This window comes from Thalassobacterium maritimum (genome assembly GCF_031127805.1).
GTDB lineage: Bacteria > Verrucomicrobiota > Verrucomicrobiia > Opitutales > Coraliomargaritaceae > Thalassobacterium > Thalassobacterium maritimum.
This window is the reverse complement of the sequence record NZ_JARXHW010000031.1, coordinates 40575-58707: the sequence shown is the minus strand read 5'-3', so window position 1 is coordinate 58707 and position 18133 is coordinate 40575. Positions and strand designations below refer to the sequence as shown.

10 protein-coding genes are annotated in these 18133 nt (G+C 46.7%); 7 read left to right on the top strand and 3 right to left on the bottom strand.

All coding sequences use genetic code 11. The features are described 5' to 3' along the window. Positions 1-122: 122 nt before the first annotated feature. Both QEH52_RS13165 and QEH52_RS13160 read right to left on the bottom strand, forming a co-directional pair. Complete coding sequence (locus QEH52_RS13165; protein ID WP_308951062.1) at positions 123-1961, bottom strand: extracellular solute-binding protein; 1839 nt, start codon at positions 1959-1961, stop codon at positions 123-125. Between the two features lie 79 nt (positions 1962-2040). After that, positions 2041-2850: a tetratricopeptide repeat protein gene (locus QEH52_RS13160; RefSeq protein ID WP_308951061.1), complete on the bottom strand. Its 810-nt coding sequence runs from the start codon at positions 2848-2850 to the stop codon at positions 2041-2043. 441 nt (positions 2851-3291) lie between these two features. Between QEH52_RS13160 and QEH52_RS13155 the strand changes: the two genes are divergently transcribed. The 7 genes from QEH52_RS13155 to QEH52_RS13125 all read left to right on the top strand — a co-directional run bounded on the left by QEH52_RS13155 (position 3292) and on the right by QEH52_RS13125 (position 15598). After that, the gene (locus tag QEH52_RS13155; protein ID WP_308951060.1) at positions 3292-3978 is read left to right on the top strand and encodes a hypothetical protein; all 687 of its coding nucleotides are present in this window, start codon (positions 3292-3294) and stop codon (positions 3976-3978) included. Between the two features lie 346 nt (positions 3979-4324). Continuing rightward, on the top strand, positions 4325-7447 hold the full coding sequence (locus QEH52_RS13150) for a hypothetical protein (protein WP_308951059.1): 3123 nt from the start codon (positions 4325-4327) through the stop codon (positions 7445-7447). Between the two features lie 8 nt (positions 7448-7455). Continuing rightward, positions 7456-8157 carry a hypothetical protein gene (locus QEH52_RS13145; protein WP_308951058.1) on the top strand — a complete coding sequence of 234 codons (702 nt, stop codon included), beginning with the start codon at positions 7456-7458 and terminating at the stop codon, positions 8155-8157. 442 nt (positions 8158-8599) lie between these two features. Continuing rightward, positions 8600-11443: a right-handed parallel beta-helix repeat-containing protein gene (locus tag QEH52_RS13140; RefSeq protein WP_308951056.1), complete on the top strand. Its 2844-nt coding sequence runs from the start codon at positions 8600-8602 to the stop codon at positions 11441-11443. Between the two features lie 118 nt (positions 11444-11561). Beyond that, complete coding sequence (locus QEH52_RS13135) at positions 11562-13238, top strand: glycoside hydrolase family 3 protein (protein ID WP_308951054.1); 1677 nt, start codon at positions 11562-11564, stop codon at positions 13236-13238. A 14-nt stretch (positions 13239-13252) separates the two neighbouring features. Then, positions 13253-14137: an HAD family hydrolase gene (locus QEH52_RS13130; RefSeq protein ID WP_308951052.1), complete on the top strand. Its 885-nt coding sequence runs from the start codon at positions 13253-13255 to the stop codon at positions 14135-14137. A 129-nt stretch (positions 14138-14266) separates the two neighbouring features. Next, on the top strand, positions 14267-15598 hold the full coding sequence (locus QEH52_RS13125) for a Gfo/Idh/MocA family protein (protein ID WP_308951051.1): 1332 nt from the start codon (positions 14267-14269) through the stop codon (positions 15596-15598). A 41-nt stretch (positions 15599-15639) separates the two neighbouring features. Here the strand turns inward: QEH52_RS13125 and QEH52_RS13120 are convergent, their stop codons facing one another. Continuing rightward, the gene (locus QEH52_RS13120; RefSeq protein ID WP_308951050.1) at positions 15640-18132 is read right to left on the bottom strand and encodes a beta-mannosidase; all 2493 of its coding nucleotides are present in this window, start codon (positions 18130-18132) and stop codon (positions 15640-15642) included. Between the last annotated feature and the right edge of the window lies 1 nt (position 18133).

Genomic DNA, 18133 nt, shown 5'->3' with positions numbered 1-18133 from the left:
AAGAGCTTACTCTTTTGAAAGAGCTTGGCACGCATTTTACCCTTGGCATGAGCGTCAGGCACAGGGATCGGAGGAACGTCGGATTGAATGGGCATGGGGGGCTAAGTCTAAAATGGGACTATTTAGTAAGTCGGGAAAGGTTTGTCTGGGTGTGTGTCATGCCATGCTTTATTAACCATGATGCCTTCATCGCTCGTTAAGTTTATTGAGAGAGTGGCTTTCTCTCTTTGAGCGGCAGATTCGCTACCTAAGATTCCTATTAACCGTTCAACAGTTACAGAGCGGTTATAAGCGCGTGCTTGATCCACTGCTTTTTGGTGTCGTGTTAACCACGCCCGAGGAATGCCGATATTCGGGCTCTCTAATACCTTCTCTAGATTCTTGACAAGTTGTTCGCGGTTGAGGTCACCCGACGCGAACAGGTTTAGGTTATTCTTCCATGCACTCTTAATTGTTGTTGGCATTGTGTTGTCGCTGCCGTCAGCAAAGTCCATGACCAGTTGCTTGGGGAAACCTTCGACTAGGGGGGAGAAGGCTGCAATTGATTCTGGTGGCTCTGCTGCGATACATATGGGGAGCCAGCCTGCGCGTTTGGCAAATTCCTGATTAATTCGGTGGGAAGTGGCGAACTTTAGAAAATCGAGTGCCCATTCCGGATGCGGGCTTTGTTTGTTGATGGCAAAGGGAGCTACGCCGCGAACACCTGCTTCGGAAACACGCATGGAGAGGAAGTTGGCCCAGCGCTCATCTTCAGCGGGCAAAGGAGCTGCTGCAATCTCGACTTTGAAATGATCCTTTGGGTCATCGCGTTTGGCTATACTAGAGAGGATGCTCGATGCATCCCAGCCTCCGGTGCGTATTATGGCAGCCATGCCAAGTACGAATCGACGTTGTGCTTGTTCGCGGTCTAATCCTAAATAGCCTTTAGGGTAGAAGGCCGCTGTAGCTTCAACCATGTTGAAAAATTCCTGAAATTCGGGTGATTGAAAACTCCACTGTTCACGCTCATAGCTAGCTAGGATTTCGATTCCATCCATTCTTTTAGTTTGTTGTCTATTGAGCCCAGAGAGGAAGCCTTGTTTGTATTCATCTGCGAAGTCATTGTGGGGATAATTACTACTGGCGATCGGCACGAGGTATTCATTGTCAGTCGCTAGCGCGTATTGTTGGACGGCATTGCAATAGAGATAAAATTGCCCAAGTGTTTGTGGGATGCTAGAGTCTTTTAACCAGGTGATCCCACTCTCTCTCGGAAGATAGCCTTGTTTGTTTGTATCAGTGCGCCAGAGCTCTTGAAGCCATTCTGGGTCATTGCCAGGGGCGCTGTGGGATAATGTAAAAGCTTTAACTTTATGGAGTAAATCAACGTTGTAGAATATACGTAACCCGCCTGTGGCAGTGATGGGGATGCCGTAATAATCACTGAGTGAAGAATCATATCCACCGATGAGTCCATCGAAGAAAGTGTCGCGCCACGGCGAATTGCTGAGGAAGTTTGCGGTATCTTCCTCTAGGTCAGGTGATAAGTATTCAGGTGCATTGTATGGATTGGGATCTTCGACGTAGCTGCCGAGTGGCGCATAGAATTTGGCGAGAGCACTGCCCTTGATGAGTTCCGTGCCTCCCTTAACTGCGATGTCTGGAGCCGTGCCACTGATTAAGTGGACATTCATAAATTGATTGTAAACTGGCTGGGGTATCGGAGCTTGCATGACTCGCAAACCCGCTGCTTCGACTTTAGGGAGTGAGTTATACTCATTGATTACCCATTCAAGCGCCTCTCGAAATCCAGGTTCGAGCTGCCAATGGGTAATTCTTATAATTTTTTGGCCATCTGCGCTGTTGTCATTTGAGAGTTCCTGGCTGATCACGTAAAAACGAAAAGCGCTATAAACAAAGGCGGAAAAAAGAATGCCAACTGCGATCCAGTTAGTATTGAATTTTGAAAACAAGACTTTCATTTAGTGGGTGGCGCAATGGGGGTTATAGACTGAGTGGAAAAGTGGTGTTCTATCCTGTGGCAGGGGCTGTGGCTGGTCGTTATGCATCTGGCTGCTTCATTTGTATTTTACGGATGCGTTCCTGGCTTACACTTCTAAAGACTGTGCGCGGGTAATCGTTGATGATGCGCTGATAAGCTTCCAAGGCCACTGAATCGCGTCCTGCTTTTTCCGCCAGCATGCCGATTGTCCAGAGGTGTGAGTCGGCTGAAGAAGGGCGCGGTAAACCGGATTTGAATGCTAGCATTAGAGGGTCCACTGCATCATCTGGCTGATTTAGGTATGAATTATAAAGTTCACCAAGATAGAGTGCGAGCACTCCAATCCATTTTTCGTTGGTTTCTTGCAGGATGCAGGCTTCCAGGATGGAGATCGCTTTATTGATCTTGTCTTGCTCTAGGGTTTGAGCATAGGTCTGCGCCAAGAAGAGTGACGCGCGAGTCGACATTTCGCTATTTGGAAATTCAGTGCGGACGCGCTCGTAGTATATGCGTGCTTGCGTCACGTCAGTTGGGTCCCCTCGGAAGTCCGAGACTTCGGCGATTCGTCCTAGGTCTAGCAGAGCTGCTGCACTATAAATCGAATCGGGATATTGCGCTGTGACTGAGCTTAGTAAGTTGATGGCAAGCGTGACGTCTTCTGCAGTCGTTGGTGTTCTTAGCCATGCGGAAATGCCATAGTTGTACGTAATGAGTGGCCAATCTTTGTCTTCATGGCTGCTTGTAGCATACATGTGTTGAAACAGTTCGTAGGAGCGATTGAAGTCAAATACTCGCAGAGCCTCGATGCCCGAGTCGAGCGGGGGCTTTGTCGACGTGTCCTCTGTGTGCGCACCTTTGGAGCAAGCCATGCTGGTTAGCATCATCAGTGTGAGGGGGAGTATGAGCAGGTTGTGGAATGGTTTGGAGTGTGGGGGGATCACGTGAATCTGGGTTGATGAGGTCTTCTGGGTGCCTTTCCGTTTTGAGGGGCGGGGGCTTTGTTTGCTCGCTGCATTGCTACGGCGATATGTTTTTGTGAGTTGCTGACTAAGTCAATTAAAAATTTATTCAGTTGATAGTATGGATTTCAGGAGTGCTTGTTTTATTTGGTATTCGTTTTCTATTTATCTGCGGGTTTTGGGGTTCTATTTTTTTAAGAATCGGATTTTGCAGAGGGGCTTGGCTTGTGCGGAGTGTCGCTTCTTCTGGCGGTGGAGTAATTGTGTCTGGCGTTTTTTTGGGGGGCGGGGATAGTCCTTTTGTTCATTATTTTGTTGACTGAGTCAGCGGTTTTGTGTGCTCTGAAATTTATGAACCTAAAATGTCTATACCTACCCCTTACTGTTTTATCTTCTGTAGTCGCGCTGGATGCGTCTACTTTATTTACTGACAATTTTGATGATCGAACCGTGATTGGCAGTGGCACGACTACATCAGGTTGGGCAGTGTCGACCGCTGATCGTGTTTATGTGAGTAGCGTTGAGGCGAGTTCTGGCGCGAACAGTTTGTTTATGCGTCATAGCGGTTCTCGTTCGGCCGCATTGTCTAGTTTTGTTGCTATTTCTGATGTGAGCCAAGATCTAATTTTTTCGTTTGATTATTTTGGTGTGAATTCGTTGGAGTCTAGTGATGACTTTGCCTTTGAGATTGATTTTGGTTCTGGCTATCAGTCAGTCTTAGTTGATTCAGGAATGCCTAATGGTTACGAGAGTACCGATTTGTCTTCTTCCTATACGGGGACTGAGATTGGGTTGGCGAGCGACGCTGGCACGAGTGCAGGGTTCGTTAATTATTCTATTGTGGTTCCGTCCAGTTATTATAACGGTGTATTGGCTGCGGATGAGTTCAAATTGAGATTTCTATTTAAATCCTCTAACGATGGGGAGAATGCATATATTGATAATGTGAGTGTGGTTGCAGTCCCTGAGCCATCTCAGTGTGCTGTAGTGCTTGGTGTGTCAGGTCTACTTCTGGCTGTGCGTCGCCGTCGATCATAGCTGGACCTTCAATCGTCACCTTCTAGATTTTAAAATCTAGAAGGTGACTTTTTTGACTAGTAGGACAGATGTCTTGCTACTTCGTGTAGTTCTTTTTTTTTTGGGGGGGGGGGCGTCTTGCTGGCATTCGCTTTGTTTAGTATATCATCTTAGAATGAGTTATTTCCAGCATCGGTTTGCGAGGCAAGCAGGGGACTCCAGTTCCTGCCAAATCTGTACAGGCGCATTCGAGCCTGAGCTGTAGTTCGATGATAATTTGGCTTTTCGCTTTGGTATAATAATTTGATTTATTTGAATTTAAATACAAACTCTGGATCCAGTTGTTGTACTTCTGCACTTATACTCTATGCTGTCGAAATCTTATAACTCCTGTCTTGAAATCGAAAAATCTCAAGGTTTCGCCTTAGTTATCGCGCTAAGTTTGATGGCCTTTGTGCTCTTGTTAATCATCAGTCTGTCTTCATTTATTACGATTGAATCGGCTGTATCATCAAACCGCAAGGAGCAGTTGAGTGCACAGGAGAATGCGCTGCTGGGAATGCAGGTGGCACTTGGACAATTGCAAAAATATGCCGGTGCGGATCAACGGAGCACCGCTCGCGGTGATATCATGGCTGATAATCATCAATATTGGACAGGCGTATGGCATAGTATGCCCTCAGGGCCTGGTTATGATTCGACTCAATGGCCGGTTTGGTTGGTTTCTGGAGAGGAGGATTTATCCTTAAATAATCCTGCTGAGGCATTGGACGTCGCCGCTGCAGATGTAGTTGAAATGTTGCCAGCCGTGGCTAGCGCTCCAGCTGTATTGGCGAAGACCATGGATATTGATTCTCCTTCAGGGACGGGGCGGTATGCCTATTGGGTGGGGGACGAAGGCACTAAGGCAAAATTCAATAAACTCGACCCCTATGCGCTGGCCTCCAATTCGAGTGCGGATAATCGCCGTATTACTGTGGCACAGCGAAATGGTATTGAAACGATCGCTCCAACTTATCCCGTCAATAGCCCTAAGATCGAGCATGTTCGCAGCAGGGCACAGTTCGAGAGTCTGACCAGCGTCGCGATTGATGATTTTTATCATGATTTAACCGCCTCGTCGTATACACTGTTGACGGATCCGGTGAATGGAGGGCTGAAGCGAGATTTGACCTCTGTTTTTCAAGCGTCAAGCTTACCAGCTGAATTTGCTGAACACACGGTTTTTGTGACACCCGATCTGTCTATCTATGGGCCGCGTTGGGAATATTTGAGTGATTATTATAATGCGTCTGAACTACTCAGTGCTGCCGGTGGCAAACTGTATCCGCGACCGCCGTATGATGCTAAACCTGGTCGAACCAGTGCGCTCGATACGAATGGAGGGAATGGTAATGCGACTAATCCATATATAAATATTAATTCGCAGGACGCAGTAACTGCTTGGGTGAATCAGCCTTATTTTGCTCTGACAACGGAGTTAGGGCTAGTGCTGTCTGTTTCCAGTGATAGCGCTGATTTTCCCGTGATTCGCATTCACCCTTTTGTTGAGCTCACCAACCCATATAATATTAAATTAGAGGGGGGATGGTATGAATATCATATCAGCAATTTTAATCCTACGATCACCCTGACACTGTCCAGTAGTGATGACAGCGCGCCGACAACGGTGTTCTCTAAAAGATTTATGACTTTCCTTAAGAACGACATCCCCGCGGGGAATGTCATGCGTATGTTGATACATGGGGATCAGACATCGATCGAGCCTGGGCGTTCGATTCGTTTGTTTCCCGCTGGCATTTTCAATGCTTCGAACATTCGCAATTACACGGATACGGAAATGCCGATGGCTGTCGCGACGGAGGTTTCAAATTGGAGTGATGGCTATCTTGAGATTCGGCCGACGTGGGATTCCGGGTCTCGTTGGCCTGCGAGTGTGGCTAATTATGATAGGCTTTCCATCGATATATCCTTTGCGAGTTCAGTTGAATCATTGAGCTTAGCTTTTTACATACAGCGTTATACACCCAATCTTATTGTATATAATGACAGTGCCTATATACGTGGAGCTGCAAATGTTCGAAATGTAAATGCTGCAAATGATTACAGTTATGATATGAATTGGCCTGTGGACCCCTCTGTGAGTCAATCATTTGCGATTGTTCGTGGGAAAGTTAAATCAGCAGATGAGTATGATCCCGCTGATCGCGCTGATTTTCTAGGTGTATTTAATCCACGCTCTCCGCTCATGAGTACGCGCAATGGGAGTTCGTCAAATAAAACAGTCAGTGCCTGGGATTGGACTTTTGAGTTAGGGGCAGTGAATCCGGATTTCGATACGCCGGGTGGGATTCATAGTCAATATGGTTATTGGGGGCCATCAAGTACGGTCGGCGAGGGGGACGGTTTTGATCCGACACGCACGGTGTTATATGATGTACCACGAGAACCGTTAATCTCTCTTGGTCAGTTTCAAAATGCCCTATTATCTTTGTACCCACATGAACCATCCTATGCCTTCGGGAATTCGTATGCACCGAACGATACCTTAGCAAAAACTAAATGGTATGACACGGTCTCTGGTGATAAGCTACTTGATGTGTCGTACGCATTGAACACTGCCCTCTGGGATGGTTATTTCTTTTCATCGCTACCAGAGGGAGTTCAAGTGGCTGAGCTTTCGGATCCGTTGCCGAGTAGTCATCTTGAAATCGCATCGTATCTTCAAGGTGCTACGCTATTGGCTGAGCTTCAGAAATATGATCAGGCGGCTGCGCATCTTCGAGTTGATGGTGGCTTTAATATTAACTCAGTGTCTGAATTGGCATGGGCTGCACTCCTGGGCAGTATGGCTGGATTGCCAATTAGAGATCAAGCCAGTGGGGCTGAGACTACTGCTGAGAATGCTTTTTTGCGCAATGCGATGCCTTTTAACGGAGCGGGCAATGAATGGTCTGGGTATAAAGATATCTCGACTGATAGCTTGTACGATGCGGATTCTGCGTCGCTAACACTGGCACGCAGTATTGTGAATGAGATTAAACGGCGTGCACGTTCCGCTGGACAGGGACGGCCATTTATCAGCTTAGCGGAATTTATTAATCGCCGTTTAAGTAACGACGATTTTGGTGATATGGGCACGATTCAACATGCAATTGAGCATTCTGCAATCAATGATGACTCCAATTTATTTGCTCCGGGATCAGTAACGCAGGCTGACCTCTTGAGTGCTTTGGGCCCCAAATTAAGTTCACGTTCTGATACCTTTGTGATTCGTGCTATGGGAGAAACGGTTTCGCCGGTGACTGGAAAACGGATTGCATCGGCGATGTGCGAGGCGGTCGTCGAGCGGCAAGTTGAGTATGTAGCAGGTAGTGATTTAGCCGGTGGTGTGGGAAATCTTCCATCTGATAGTTTTAGTGAATTAACAGCGTTGAATCAGCAGTTTGGTCGTGCATTTAAGGTTACATCTTTTCGTTGGATCAAGTAAGACATATTATGGTTAAAGCACACATTTGTTGGTTCTGTATTACACTAAGTGTACTCTTCGCGGTGGATCCATTACAGACTCAGGCATCTGAAGAGCATGTCTCAATTAGTTTTCAAACAATCAGTTGGGGGCAGGCAGTTAAAGATGTCTTTTATGCATCCGCGAATGGCGAAGAGCAGATTTTTAGTCCTAATGCCAGTTTTTCGAAGACGCAGCGTTACACTGGACCCGCCACTTTACAGTTTTACCGTAAGGAGAAAACTGAGAATGGTTATAGCAAGACGCCCGTGGCACTGACTACTCTTACGACAGCTGCGAAGGGGCATTACATTTTTGTATTTATCAAGGATGCACAGAGCTCCGGGGAGCGTTACCGCCTCTATCCCATTTTATTTGATGCGAAGATGGGGAAGCCTAACCAGGTAACTCTGGTTAATTTGTCTTCAAATAAAATGATCGGTCGCTTGGATGATGCAAAATTTGAGTTGAATGCAGGTAAGATGCGCATGGTGGACGTGCATCCCAATTCAGGAGGAAATGTGCTGGCGCAGTTTTTATTAGAAACCGATGATGGTTGGAAGCCGCTTTACAGTAATAATTGGAGAGTCTACGAGGGGAAGCAGATCTTTGCGTTTATAGCACGCAAAGATGTTAACTCTAGCAAGATTAACGTGCGATTGATTTTTATGGAGGATACAGAGTTTCAATAAAAGTAGAGCGAAGCGAAGAGGCTTATTATTCATTTTAAATACGAGAATTCAACTTGGTCTCTACCATTGTGCTCAATTGGATAATCAAAATAGGCACATTGACTAAGTCACGATGCGGTGCAGGATATCGTGAATCTTATGGTAATCAGCTTTCTGTTTTTATCTTCAACTTATTGTCATTGCGAAGCTACCAATTGGTCCAAGTCGATTCGAACCTGTTAAATCTTATGGTACGTATTCGGATTTTATTATTCTGCTGAAGCGACACACTGGGTTTAGGGGACGTTCTTTGAGCTCAGGCATAGCTCTCGATGAATTAGATAATATTTATAGTGACTGTTTAGATTTGGCTATTGACTAAGTCAGTTGTAGTTGCTGATCTTATCAGATGTTTAGTCTACAATTCCCCGTGTTGAGGATGCTTCGTCTGCACTTCTCTAATTTGGCATTTATAATCGCCGCTCTATTCAGCCTAGCAGTTCAGTTGCCCGCTCAGTTAGGCGCTTCAGAATTAGTTCGGAATGGAGATTTTTCGAAGTGGAGCGAAGGTTCTGCTGCTGGTTGGAAGCTGGCGAGCTCAGGGAAGGCATCGATTCATTATGATGTAAATGAGAAGCCTGAAGGAGCTAAAGGTAGTTTACGTATTGATATTGAAGGCTCTGGCGCCGGCGAAGGGCAGGTAGTTGCATCTAAGTTTAAGGTGCAGCCGAATAGCATATTGTTTCTAGAAGGTTGGATGAAGGCTCAGAAGGGATTTATTCAAATTAAACTCTATAAGGGCGGGAAAGAATACCAGCGTATCAGTGTGAACAGTGGTCAGCGTGGAGAGTGGACGAAGCTTGAAAAAGAGTTGGATGTTGGTGATGCGGATGCGCTGGCCGTGCTTTTACGTTATAATCAGGGCTCAGGATATGTTGGGAAGTCGTTGTGGTTTGCTGATATCTCGGTTATTCCAGCTGCGGAGCGCATCCGTTCTGCTCCGACTATTGCCAAGTTAGAAGGAGTCGCAACTTTCAGTTCGATTGGTATTTATGCCGATATTATAGGGGATATGAGTCAATTCACGAAGGGCTATTCTGTATTTAGGAAAAAAGGTGAACAAGAATGGCGTGCTAGTTTGCCGATGCAATGGCAGGACAAGACGAAGCAGTTGCGCTCCAGTTTATTAAACCTCGAAGAAGATACGGAGTACGAAATAAAGACTTGGATGGAAGATCCAAATCTTACAGAGAAGATGGAACCCGCTTTTATGACTGTTAAGACGTGGTCGAGTGAGGTGCCGATTGCTAGGACCGTTTATCTACCAGCAGGGGAAATTACGGAGCCATTGCTCATTACAGAGAGCGGTTCTGCTGAGGGCTGGGTTCGTTATACTGGCGATCCTAGCGGTACGACAGTATTAAACGTTGGTATGAACGGTGCAAACGCAGTTAAGTTTGAAGCGGTGCACCATGTTATTTTGGACAACTTAACGATTCGAGGTGGTGTTAAAGATGCAGTTACACTGCGTTCCTCAACGGATGTTCGTATTATGCGTTGTGATATTTCCGAGTGGGGCCGGCCTGGTGAGTTATTGCCTTCCACTAATCCCAAGTGGGGGCGCGGTCCATTTTATCTAGATGAAAATGGAGAGCGTATTAATTTGGAAGGTGGCGTTCGCATTGGTCGATACTCTTCGCGCATTGTTGTTGAGGATTGCTATATCCACAATCCTCGTGGTCGTGCGACTTCATGGAAAAATGGCCACCCATTGGGGCCCACTTCGATTATTTTGTTTAATTCAGATGGGAATTTGGTGATTCGCAATAATTCACTAATTGGAGGCGAAGAGCATCGTTTCAATGATACAATTGAGGGGGCCTATAATAACTATATAACTGGCGGGCCTCATCGTGATACCGACTTTGATGGGAACACTATGTTTTTTAGTAACGATGATGGTGTCGAATTGGACGGTGGGCAGATGAATGTACGCTTTTTTAATAATTGGATTCAGAGCAGTTACTGCGGGGTTAGTACTGCACCGACGATCCTTGGACCATCGTATATCTATAATAATCTTATTGTTCTAGAGGGCGAAGAGCGTGGACAAACTAATTTTGCTTTTAAAGTGGGAGGCAATAAGGTGGAAGAGCCAGGCATCAATTACTTCTTTCATAATACTATTTTCAGTAATAGTATGGCACTTCGAGGTGGCAATTGGGGCAAAGGTCCGACGCCATTGTTCACACGGAATAACCTGTTTGCTTCCGGTGTATTACTCTGGCCTCAAAAATCGAAGGCTGACTTTGATTACGATATGGCGCGCCCGAACTCGATTGATCCACCGTTGCCTGAGTGGCAGCAAAATGGAGTGACTGGATTGGAATCGTTCCGCGATCGTGCAGCTGGTGACTATCGTTTATCGGATGGATCACTCGCAATAGATCGTGCTCTTGCATTGCCCATGATCAGTGAGGAATACCAGGGGAGTGCTCCAGATATCGGTGCCTTTCAAGTGGGCGCATCTCCACTTTTCCCAGTTAGAGAAGACAGTGTATCAGCACTTCCTATGCAGCTTCAAATTGAGAAAACACTGGCTACTAGCAACGAGAAAGCTGATACGCTTTATATTACCGCACCAAGTTCTACAGGTAAGCGTTGGCGGATCCTGAGTGACGAAGCATGGTTGCAATTCAGTCCAAGTAATGGTCCATGTGATGGCAAGGTACACGAAGTGACAGTCTCACTGAAACCTGATTTTAAGCGTGAAGGCCTGCGTCAGGGCTCTATCACTGTTCGAACTGATTTCGGTTATAATCGTACTTCATTTGTTAAAGCCAAAGTGCGTCTTGCAGATCCAGGCATTCAGATGTTTGTAGCTGCGGATCTCGAGCAACGCGGAATGACTGTAGTCGAGAGTGATCCTAATGCGCCAGTGGTTCCATATTTAGCAGCTCCCGCGACTCGGGCCGCATCTTCAGAGGCGTATATCAAATTTGATTTCGAAATCGAAGAGGCAGGAGTGTATTATCTACATGGTTTAATGAGCGTTCCTGGCCCAGGTTCGCCCGGGCACGATAGTTGCTTTGTGCAAGTCGATGATGGAGAGCCTGGTTATTGGGATTTCCCTGTTACGGCCCCTGGGCGCTGGGAGTGGATGATCAATTCAATTCAGCGCAAAGAGTATCCCCGTAAGATGCAACTGTCGGCAGGGAAGCATACTATATATATCCGTGGACGGGAGTCTCTTACTCGATTTGCTAAATTTGCTGTGAGCCGGAGTTCTCTGCCTCCTCAGGACTAAGTGACATTAGTAGTTTTTTGCATGGAAATACCGTGGCAATGCAGATCCTTGCCCCGAAGGGTGAGGATACGAGTGCAGTGTAGCTGTATCATTTTCAATTTATTATTAGATATTTAACATGAAGTGCACTATCACAGAGAAGGAGATATTGGATTTACCCCTATCTCATAAAGTGGGGCAGGTCTGCAGTCCTATTTTCCAATCGAGTTCGGTGACCCCAGATATCAGTCGTTTTATTACAGAATATGGTATCGCGTTTGTACGATATTGTCCGAACGCTTTTTATGATAATCATAGTAAGGTCGTCGGCAGTCCCAATTCATACCTGACTCCAGCAAGTAATGCATCCTTATTGAATTCCTTGCAGACACTTTCTATGACGAAGGGGAGTGGTTTTCCCTTAATATTCGGAGTGGATCAGGAAGGCGGAACTCGCAACGATATCAATAGATACGGTGCACTTGTCTTTGGTAGTCATATGAGTTTCGGGTGTGCTAATGATCTTAAGCTAACTGAGGAAGCCGCCTATCTGACAGGCTGTCAGATGCGTTCGCTCGGGATTAATTTAGTTCAAGCTCCGATCACGGATGTCTTTTCCTTTGCTGGTCGTCACACATTGAAAGCAGCGTCTTTTGGTGAGGACCCTAAGTTGGTCACCGAACATGCACTCGCCATGATGCGGGGATACCAACGTTCAGGACTTGCCGTGATGATCAAGCACTTCCCAGGTTATGGAGCGACTGCTGTCGATGCTCATAAAGGAATGGCTGAAGTGACCAAATCATTTCAAGAGCTTGAATTGCATGACAATTTGCCCATACGCAGCTTATTGCAGTCAGGCGCTGAAGCTGTGATGACTGGACATGTCATTGTGGAAGCTATGGATTCCTCCCGTTTGCCAGCGACTTTGTCGGCTCAAATTATACGCGGATATTTGCGCAAGACTTTGGGTTTCCAAGGTGTTGTAGAAACTGATGCGATGCGGATGAGTGCGATACAAGAGAAATACGGAACTGCACAGGCAAGTATTATGGCACTTCAGGCTGGTTGCGATGTATTGCTCTTGCGTGGCGATAGTGAGCATTTTCTTGATGGGTATCGTGCCGTATATGATGCTGTAAAGACGGGTGTATTGGACGAGTCGCTTCTGAATGAATCGCTTTTGCGTATTCATCGTTTGCGAAAGAAAATTAATATTTACGATAATGCACTAGTTCCGAATGAAATCGCAGCTCGTTCTTTTCGAACGAAAGAGGTATCAGCCTGTGAGCAAGCTGTGGCCGCGCAGTCGGTTGTCGTTTTAAAAGACCGAGAGAAGCAATTACCGCTAGTTTCGAGTCCAAATACTAAGATTTTGGTCATACAGCCTAAGCCTCAAAAGCTCGATGGTGCGAATGATTCAGAGCAGAGTGAAGACATGTTGATTCAAGAGGTTGTCGAGCAATTTCCCGGTGCACAATCACTCTTGACGGAGCTCGTGCCGACTGTGGACAATATTACCTCTGCTAAGGAGCTTTGCGCAGAGAGCGAGGTGGTGATCGTCGGGAGTATCAATGCGATCAATTTTGACCATCAACTTGAACTCGTTCAGGTATGCTTGGCTTCTGGGAAGCGTGTCATCGTAGTTGCGATGGAGTCTCCCTATGACTTGAGCCTTTACTCTGGTGCGAGCACCTGTATATGCAGCCTAGGTGCCAGCCGCGCTGCGATGAGAAATGTGGTTAATATTATTTCCGGAAAACTGACTCCGAGTGGACGTCTTCCGATTACACTTCAATTCGAACCGCCTTGTTGAGGTAATGTATCAAGATGACTGAACTTAATGCAAAAATTAGCTACGAGTCGCTACATACCAGACTCATTGCCTGCGATAGCGACGGGTGTGCTTTTGATGTTATGGATATCAAACACAAGGAGTGTTTTTGTCCTGCTTTTATAAAGCACTTCGGCTTACAAAACTGCGCAAAACAAGCACGAGAGGTCTGGGAATTCGTTAATTTATACAGCGTGACGCGTGGTAGCAATCGCTTTCTAGCAGTTGGCATGGCTTTGGAATTATTATCCGAGCACCCCGCAGTCCGTGCAGCTGAAGTCAGCTTTATGGATTTTAGTCAGCTTTATCGATTTTTGAAAGAAGCAGAAGCCTTGGGAGAACCCAGTTTGCAGCGCGCGGCTGCGCTTACAGATGATGCAGCCTTAAAAGCGATGTTGGCTTGGACTCGCGAAGTGAATATATTGGTTAAAGAGATGTGCCATGGAGTTGCCTCATTCGCCGGGGTTGGTACTGCATTACAGCGGGCTGCGGAGACATGTGATGTGGTGGTTGTCAGCCAGGCTCCTCGGAGTACATTGGTCTATGAATGGGCTCAGGCTGGATTGGATTCGCATGCTGTATTCATCGCGGGTCAAGAATTTGGGACTAAGGCGGCCCAAGTTAAACAAATTCTGGAGTCGGTTGATACGAACTATGAGGTGCTTGTGTTGGGCGATGCTTTAGGGGATCAGTTCGCGGCAGAAGCGGCTGGTGCTAGGTTCTTTCCGATCATTCCCGGAGACGAGGTTGCTAGTTGGCGGCGATTCGTTGAGGAGGGCTTACCGCGGTTTAATGAGGGGCGTTTTGACGATTCCTATCAAGCAAGTTTATTGCATGCATTCAGTCATGCATTGCCTAAGGATCCGCCTTGGCTCGCTTAGGTGTCTTTTCTGAAAATTATGCTTTTTATCAGATTTTAATTTGATGCGATTTTTGACTAAGTCGGTCTGATGGCCGTCTATCTTGATCGCTGAAGTTATTTCTCAAAAATTATTTATCTCAACAAATACATGATGTGTAGAAACAGTGAGCAGGGTGTAAAATCATCAGCGAGTGAGAGAGTTCGAATGCCTTCTAGGGCTCTTAGAGTCGCTCTTGTTGGTTTGTCGGGATTTGCGAAAGTGCATTATCAGATGATTCAACGAGCTGTCGCATGCGATCGCATTTGTTTGTTGGGGGCGACAGTGATCAATCAAGAGGACGAATTAGAAAAGTGTGAATGTATTCGTGCGGCAGGCGGGGATATTTTCGACGACTATGAGAAAATGTTTCGTGCTTTAAATGGGCAACTCGATTTATGTTTCATCCCCACAGGGATTCATTTACACGCGCGTATGGCGATCGCAGCGATGGAAGCGGGTGCAAATGTGTTCTTGGAGAAACCTGCGGCGGCTACAATTCAAGATGTGCGAGCGATTCAGGCAACAGAGCGTAAAACAGGACGTTTTGTTGCTGTAGGCTTTCAGACTATTTATGCTTCTGAAACGCTTTGGATGAAGCAGGCAATTTTAGACGGGCGAATTGGTAAAATAAGATCGATCCGGTCGATGGGACTTTGGCCAAGAGATGATGCGTATTATGCTAGAAATGATTGGGCGGGTCGTCTGTTGGTCGGTCAAGATTGGATGTTGGATTCCCCATTTAATAATGCGATTGGGCATCAGCTCAATATGATGTGCTTTCTCGGCGGTATCACAGTTGAGAAGTCGGCTGAACTCGCTGGGATTCGAGCTGAGTTGTACCGCGCGCACTCGATTGAGAGTGCTGATACCGCTTGCATGCGTATTGAAACCACGACCGGCTTGCCTTTGTATTTTTATGCCACTCATAGTTCTTCGACTCAGGTTGATCCAGAGATTATTATAGATGGCGAGCTAGGATCGATTCATTGGACCTTTACGGAAGTCGCGCTGAGTACGGATCAAGGGGAAGAGACTATACTAGCTTGTCAATTCGGTGATGAATTGCGCGAAGTTATTATTGAACGTCTGCTGGCTCGAAGTGTGGATGATTCTGTCTTTATCTGTGATCTTGAGATCGCTGCAGCTCACACCATTTGCGTCAATGGTGCTCACGAGTCATCTGAAGTGCATAATATTCCGCCTGACTTCATTCAGCGATTGGCTGATGAGTCGGGAAGTGTTAAAACAGTTGTGGTCGGTTTAGATCAGTCACTCACACAGGCCTTTCAACAGGGGAAATTATTGTCAGAAATTGGTGTGAAGTGGGCTGTGCCCGGGCAGTACATTGATTTGTCCGATTACAGCTACTTTCCGCGGTTTAGGCAGTTTGAGTGTTGGGAGGGTTCTAAGACCGAGCCTGAAATAGAAGTGGTTCGTTAGCGTAGTTTGAGAAGAGGGTGGGTCTATACGCTTCCATTGTTTCACTTTTGATAGCTATCGCGATAGCTCATTACTTCTAAGTTGTTACGAATCTCGGAGGTGCTTCGCGGCTCATGCGTAGAGAGGATTATGCGCTTAGTCTCGCCTGGAAATAGGTCGAAAAAATTATCGCTGACACGATGCGAGATCGCATTTGCTAGATTGATATAGATCTGATAGGCAATTGTATTGCTGCTGACTTCGATTTCGTGAACGCCTTCGGCTGTACGTTTTACTTTGGTGCTGATCTGTGGAGTCGCGAACTCGATGTGCTTGGGAGCTGTCAGGAAGGTGGTGTTCTCACTCTCGATAGCTCCTTCGGCCTTAAGTCGCGTGCGTAAAACGAGGTCTTGTTTACCATGTTTCTTTATGAGTTTTTTAAGTTTAAGCGATTTATGGCGGACGGATCTTCCAGGTAGAAGTCGTTTCACATGATGGCCGCTATCCAATTGTTGATTCAGGCTGACGCTCCATAATTGCCACTCGAGCTTAGCCTTAGTAGATTGTGGGCCATCGAAAACGGTATAAATCTCGAAGCCAGAGACATCGCTGAAAAGAGTATTTGTGCTCCTATGCGTCCACTCGCCACCTATGACTTTGACAGAAACCAACGCCGGCGCAAAGAAGCGCTTGGCTGCATAATGTAGTGCCTTCCAACGACCGCCGAAGTCAATACTGGACCAGGATGCGACGGGCCAGCAATCGTTGAGCTGCCAATATAGAGCTCCCATCGTGCGTGGCATGTTGCGTCGCATGTGTTCGATTCCGAAGCGCAGGCAAAATGCTTGCATTGTTTGAGATAAGTAAACTGTGGATTCGTAGTTCTTGGGGAATCGATACAGCTCCGAAATGTAGTGAAAGATGGTTTGATTGCCACCGCCATTTTTTTGATGATTATTCATCTCGGGGCCAAATAGATTGGACGAATCTGTAAAGGTTCGTGCGGTTTCAACATGCGGGTAAGCCTGCATACCGAACTCTGAGAAAAAACGGTGTAGCTGTTGCTCGTAGTTACTGATGGGCGCACGATTGTGCCAAACGCCCCAGTAGTGTGCATCTCCAGATTCTATATTCCGAGTGTCACCATAGCGATCGTCCGGGTTATGTTCTGAACTGGAAATGTAATTCGCATCGGGCAGCAGGCCTTGCAGAGCGTTTGGGAGGGTGGTGAGGAAGAGCTTCTCGTAGTTGCGTCGTAGTCTTGCATCCTCACGCAATTGCTTAGTGAACATTTGCTCGTTCTCATTGTTGCCGCACCACAATGCGATGTGGCTATAATTACGGAGTCGACGAATTTGATGCTCGGCTTCGAGTTTTACAGATTTTACAAAGCTAGCATCTGCTGGATAGAGAGCACAGCCGAACATGAAGTCTTGCCACACGAGCAGTCCGCGTTCGAGGCATCCTTCGTAAAAATTTTCCAGCTCGTAGATCCCCCCTCCCCAGACGCGGATCATGTTCATATGGGCGTCAACGGCTGCATCGAGTAGGTCGGGGATCAAGGATTCACCTTCGTTCACAAAACTGTGGGCTGGTATCCAGTTGGCCCCTTTAGAGAAGATTGGCCTGCCATTTACCAGAAATTGAAAACTGGTGCCCCATTCGTCTGGGTGCTGGTCTAGTTTTATTTCGCAGAGCCCGATTCGTTGTGTTTGAGTTTGGATGACTTCACCTTCCTCGAGAAGTTCGATGCTGACTTCGTAAAGTGGTTGATCGCCGTGATCGTTTGGCCACCAAAGCTGAGGTTTGTCGATTGCGATCGCAATCTTCTCGGATAGGGGAGCTTCGTTGGAACCAATAAAAGTTCCAGCTTGCCGAATTGTTGCTCGTGTTCGATAGCGTTTACCCTTTCTTGCCGTCTCTATCTGTGCGGTCACGATGCACTGCCCCGCTTGGTGTTGCTGAGTGATTAAGTAATCGGTGATCCGGTTTTTGGACCAAGCTTCGAGTCGAATTGGGCGCCATATACCACTTGTTGCGAGGCGTGGGCCCCAGTCCCAACCAAATGAGCACTGTTGTTTTCGTAATTGTGTGCGACCTCCAATGTGATCGCATGTGATAGGCCGTAGTTCGGGTTGGCGAATTAGCATCGCTTCACGAGGATTGTGGAAAAAGATCTCCAGTCGATTTCGTCCAGCCTGTATGAGTTTATTGACTGGGAATCGGTATCCGACAAACATGTTACTTGTTTGGGCGACTTGGACTCCGTTGAGCGTGATAGTTGCTATGGTATCAAGCCCATCCGCGACTAGCTCGATGTGTTGTTCCTTTAGCAAGTTCTGTGGGCAATCGAATTCGAGCCTGTATTCCCAGTCCGTGCTCTCGATCCATTGTAAGTCCAGCTCGTTCGTCCCATGAAACGGATCAGCGATCTGTCCGTGCCTTAGCAGGTCGGTGTGGACACAGCCTGGGATTTCTGCAGATCGCCAGGTTCTATTGCCTGCTTTTCTGAACTGCCAGTTGCTGTGTAACTCGAGAGTGTGCTGCGTTTCCATT

What these genes read in the sequence shown, in the direction of transcription:
- QEH52_RS13165 (WP_308951062.1), bottom strand. Translation starts at nt 1,961, where the DNA reads ATGAAAGTCTTGTTTTCAAAATTCAATACTAACTGGATCGCAGTTGGC.
- QEH52_RS13160 (WP_308951061.1), bottom strand. Translation starts at nt 2,850, where the DNA reads ATGGCTTGCTCCAAAGGTGCGCACACAGAGGACACGTCGACAAAGCCC.
- QEH52_RS13155 (WP_308951060.1), top strand. Translation starts at nt 3,292, where the DNA reads ATGAACCTAAAATGTCTATACCTACCCCTTACTGTTTTATCTTCTGTA.
- QEH52_RS13150 (WP_308951059.1), top strand. Translation starts at nt 4,325, where the DNA reads ATGCTGTCGAAATCTTATAACTCCTGTCTTGAAATCGAAAAATCTCAA.
- QEH52_RS13145 (WP_308951058.1), top strand. Translation starts at nt 7,456, where the DNA reads ATGGTTAAAGCACACATTTGTTGGTTCTGTATTACACTAAGTGTACTC.
- QEH52_RS13135 (WP_308951054.1), top strand. Translation starts at nt 11,562, where the DNA reads ATGAAGTGCACTATCACAGAGAAGGAGATATTGGATTTACCCCTATCT.
- QEH52_RS13130 (WP_308951052.1), top strand. Translation starts at nt 13,253, where the DNA reads ATGACTGAACTTAATGCAAAAATTAGCTACGAGTCGCTACATACCAGA.
- QEH52_RS13125 (WP_308951051.1), top strand. Translation starts at nt 14,267, where the DNA reads ATGATGTGTAGAAACAGTGAGCAGGGTGTAAAATCATCAGCGAGTGAG.
- QEH52_RS13120 (WP_308951050.1), bottom strand. Translation starts at nt 18,132, where the DNA reads ATGGAAACGCAGCACACTCTCGAGTTACACAGCAACTGGCAGTTCAGA.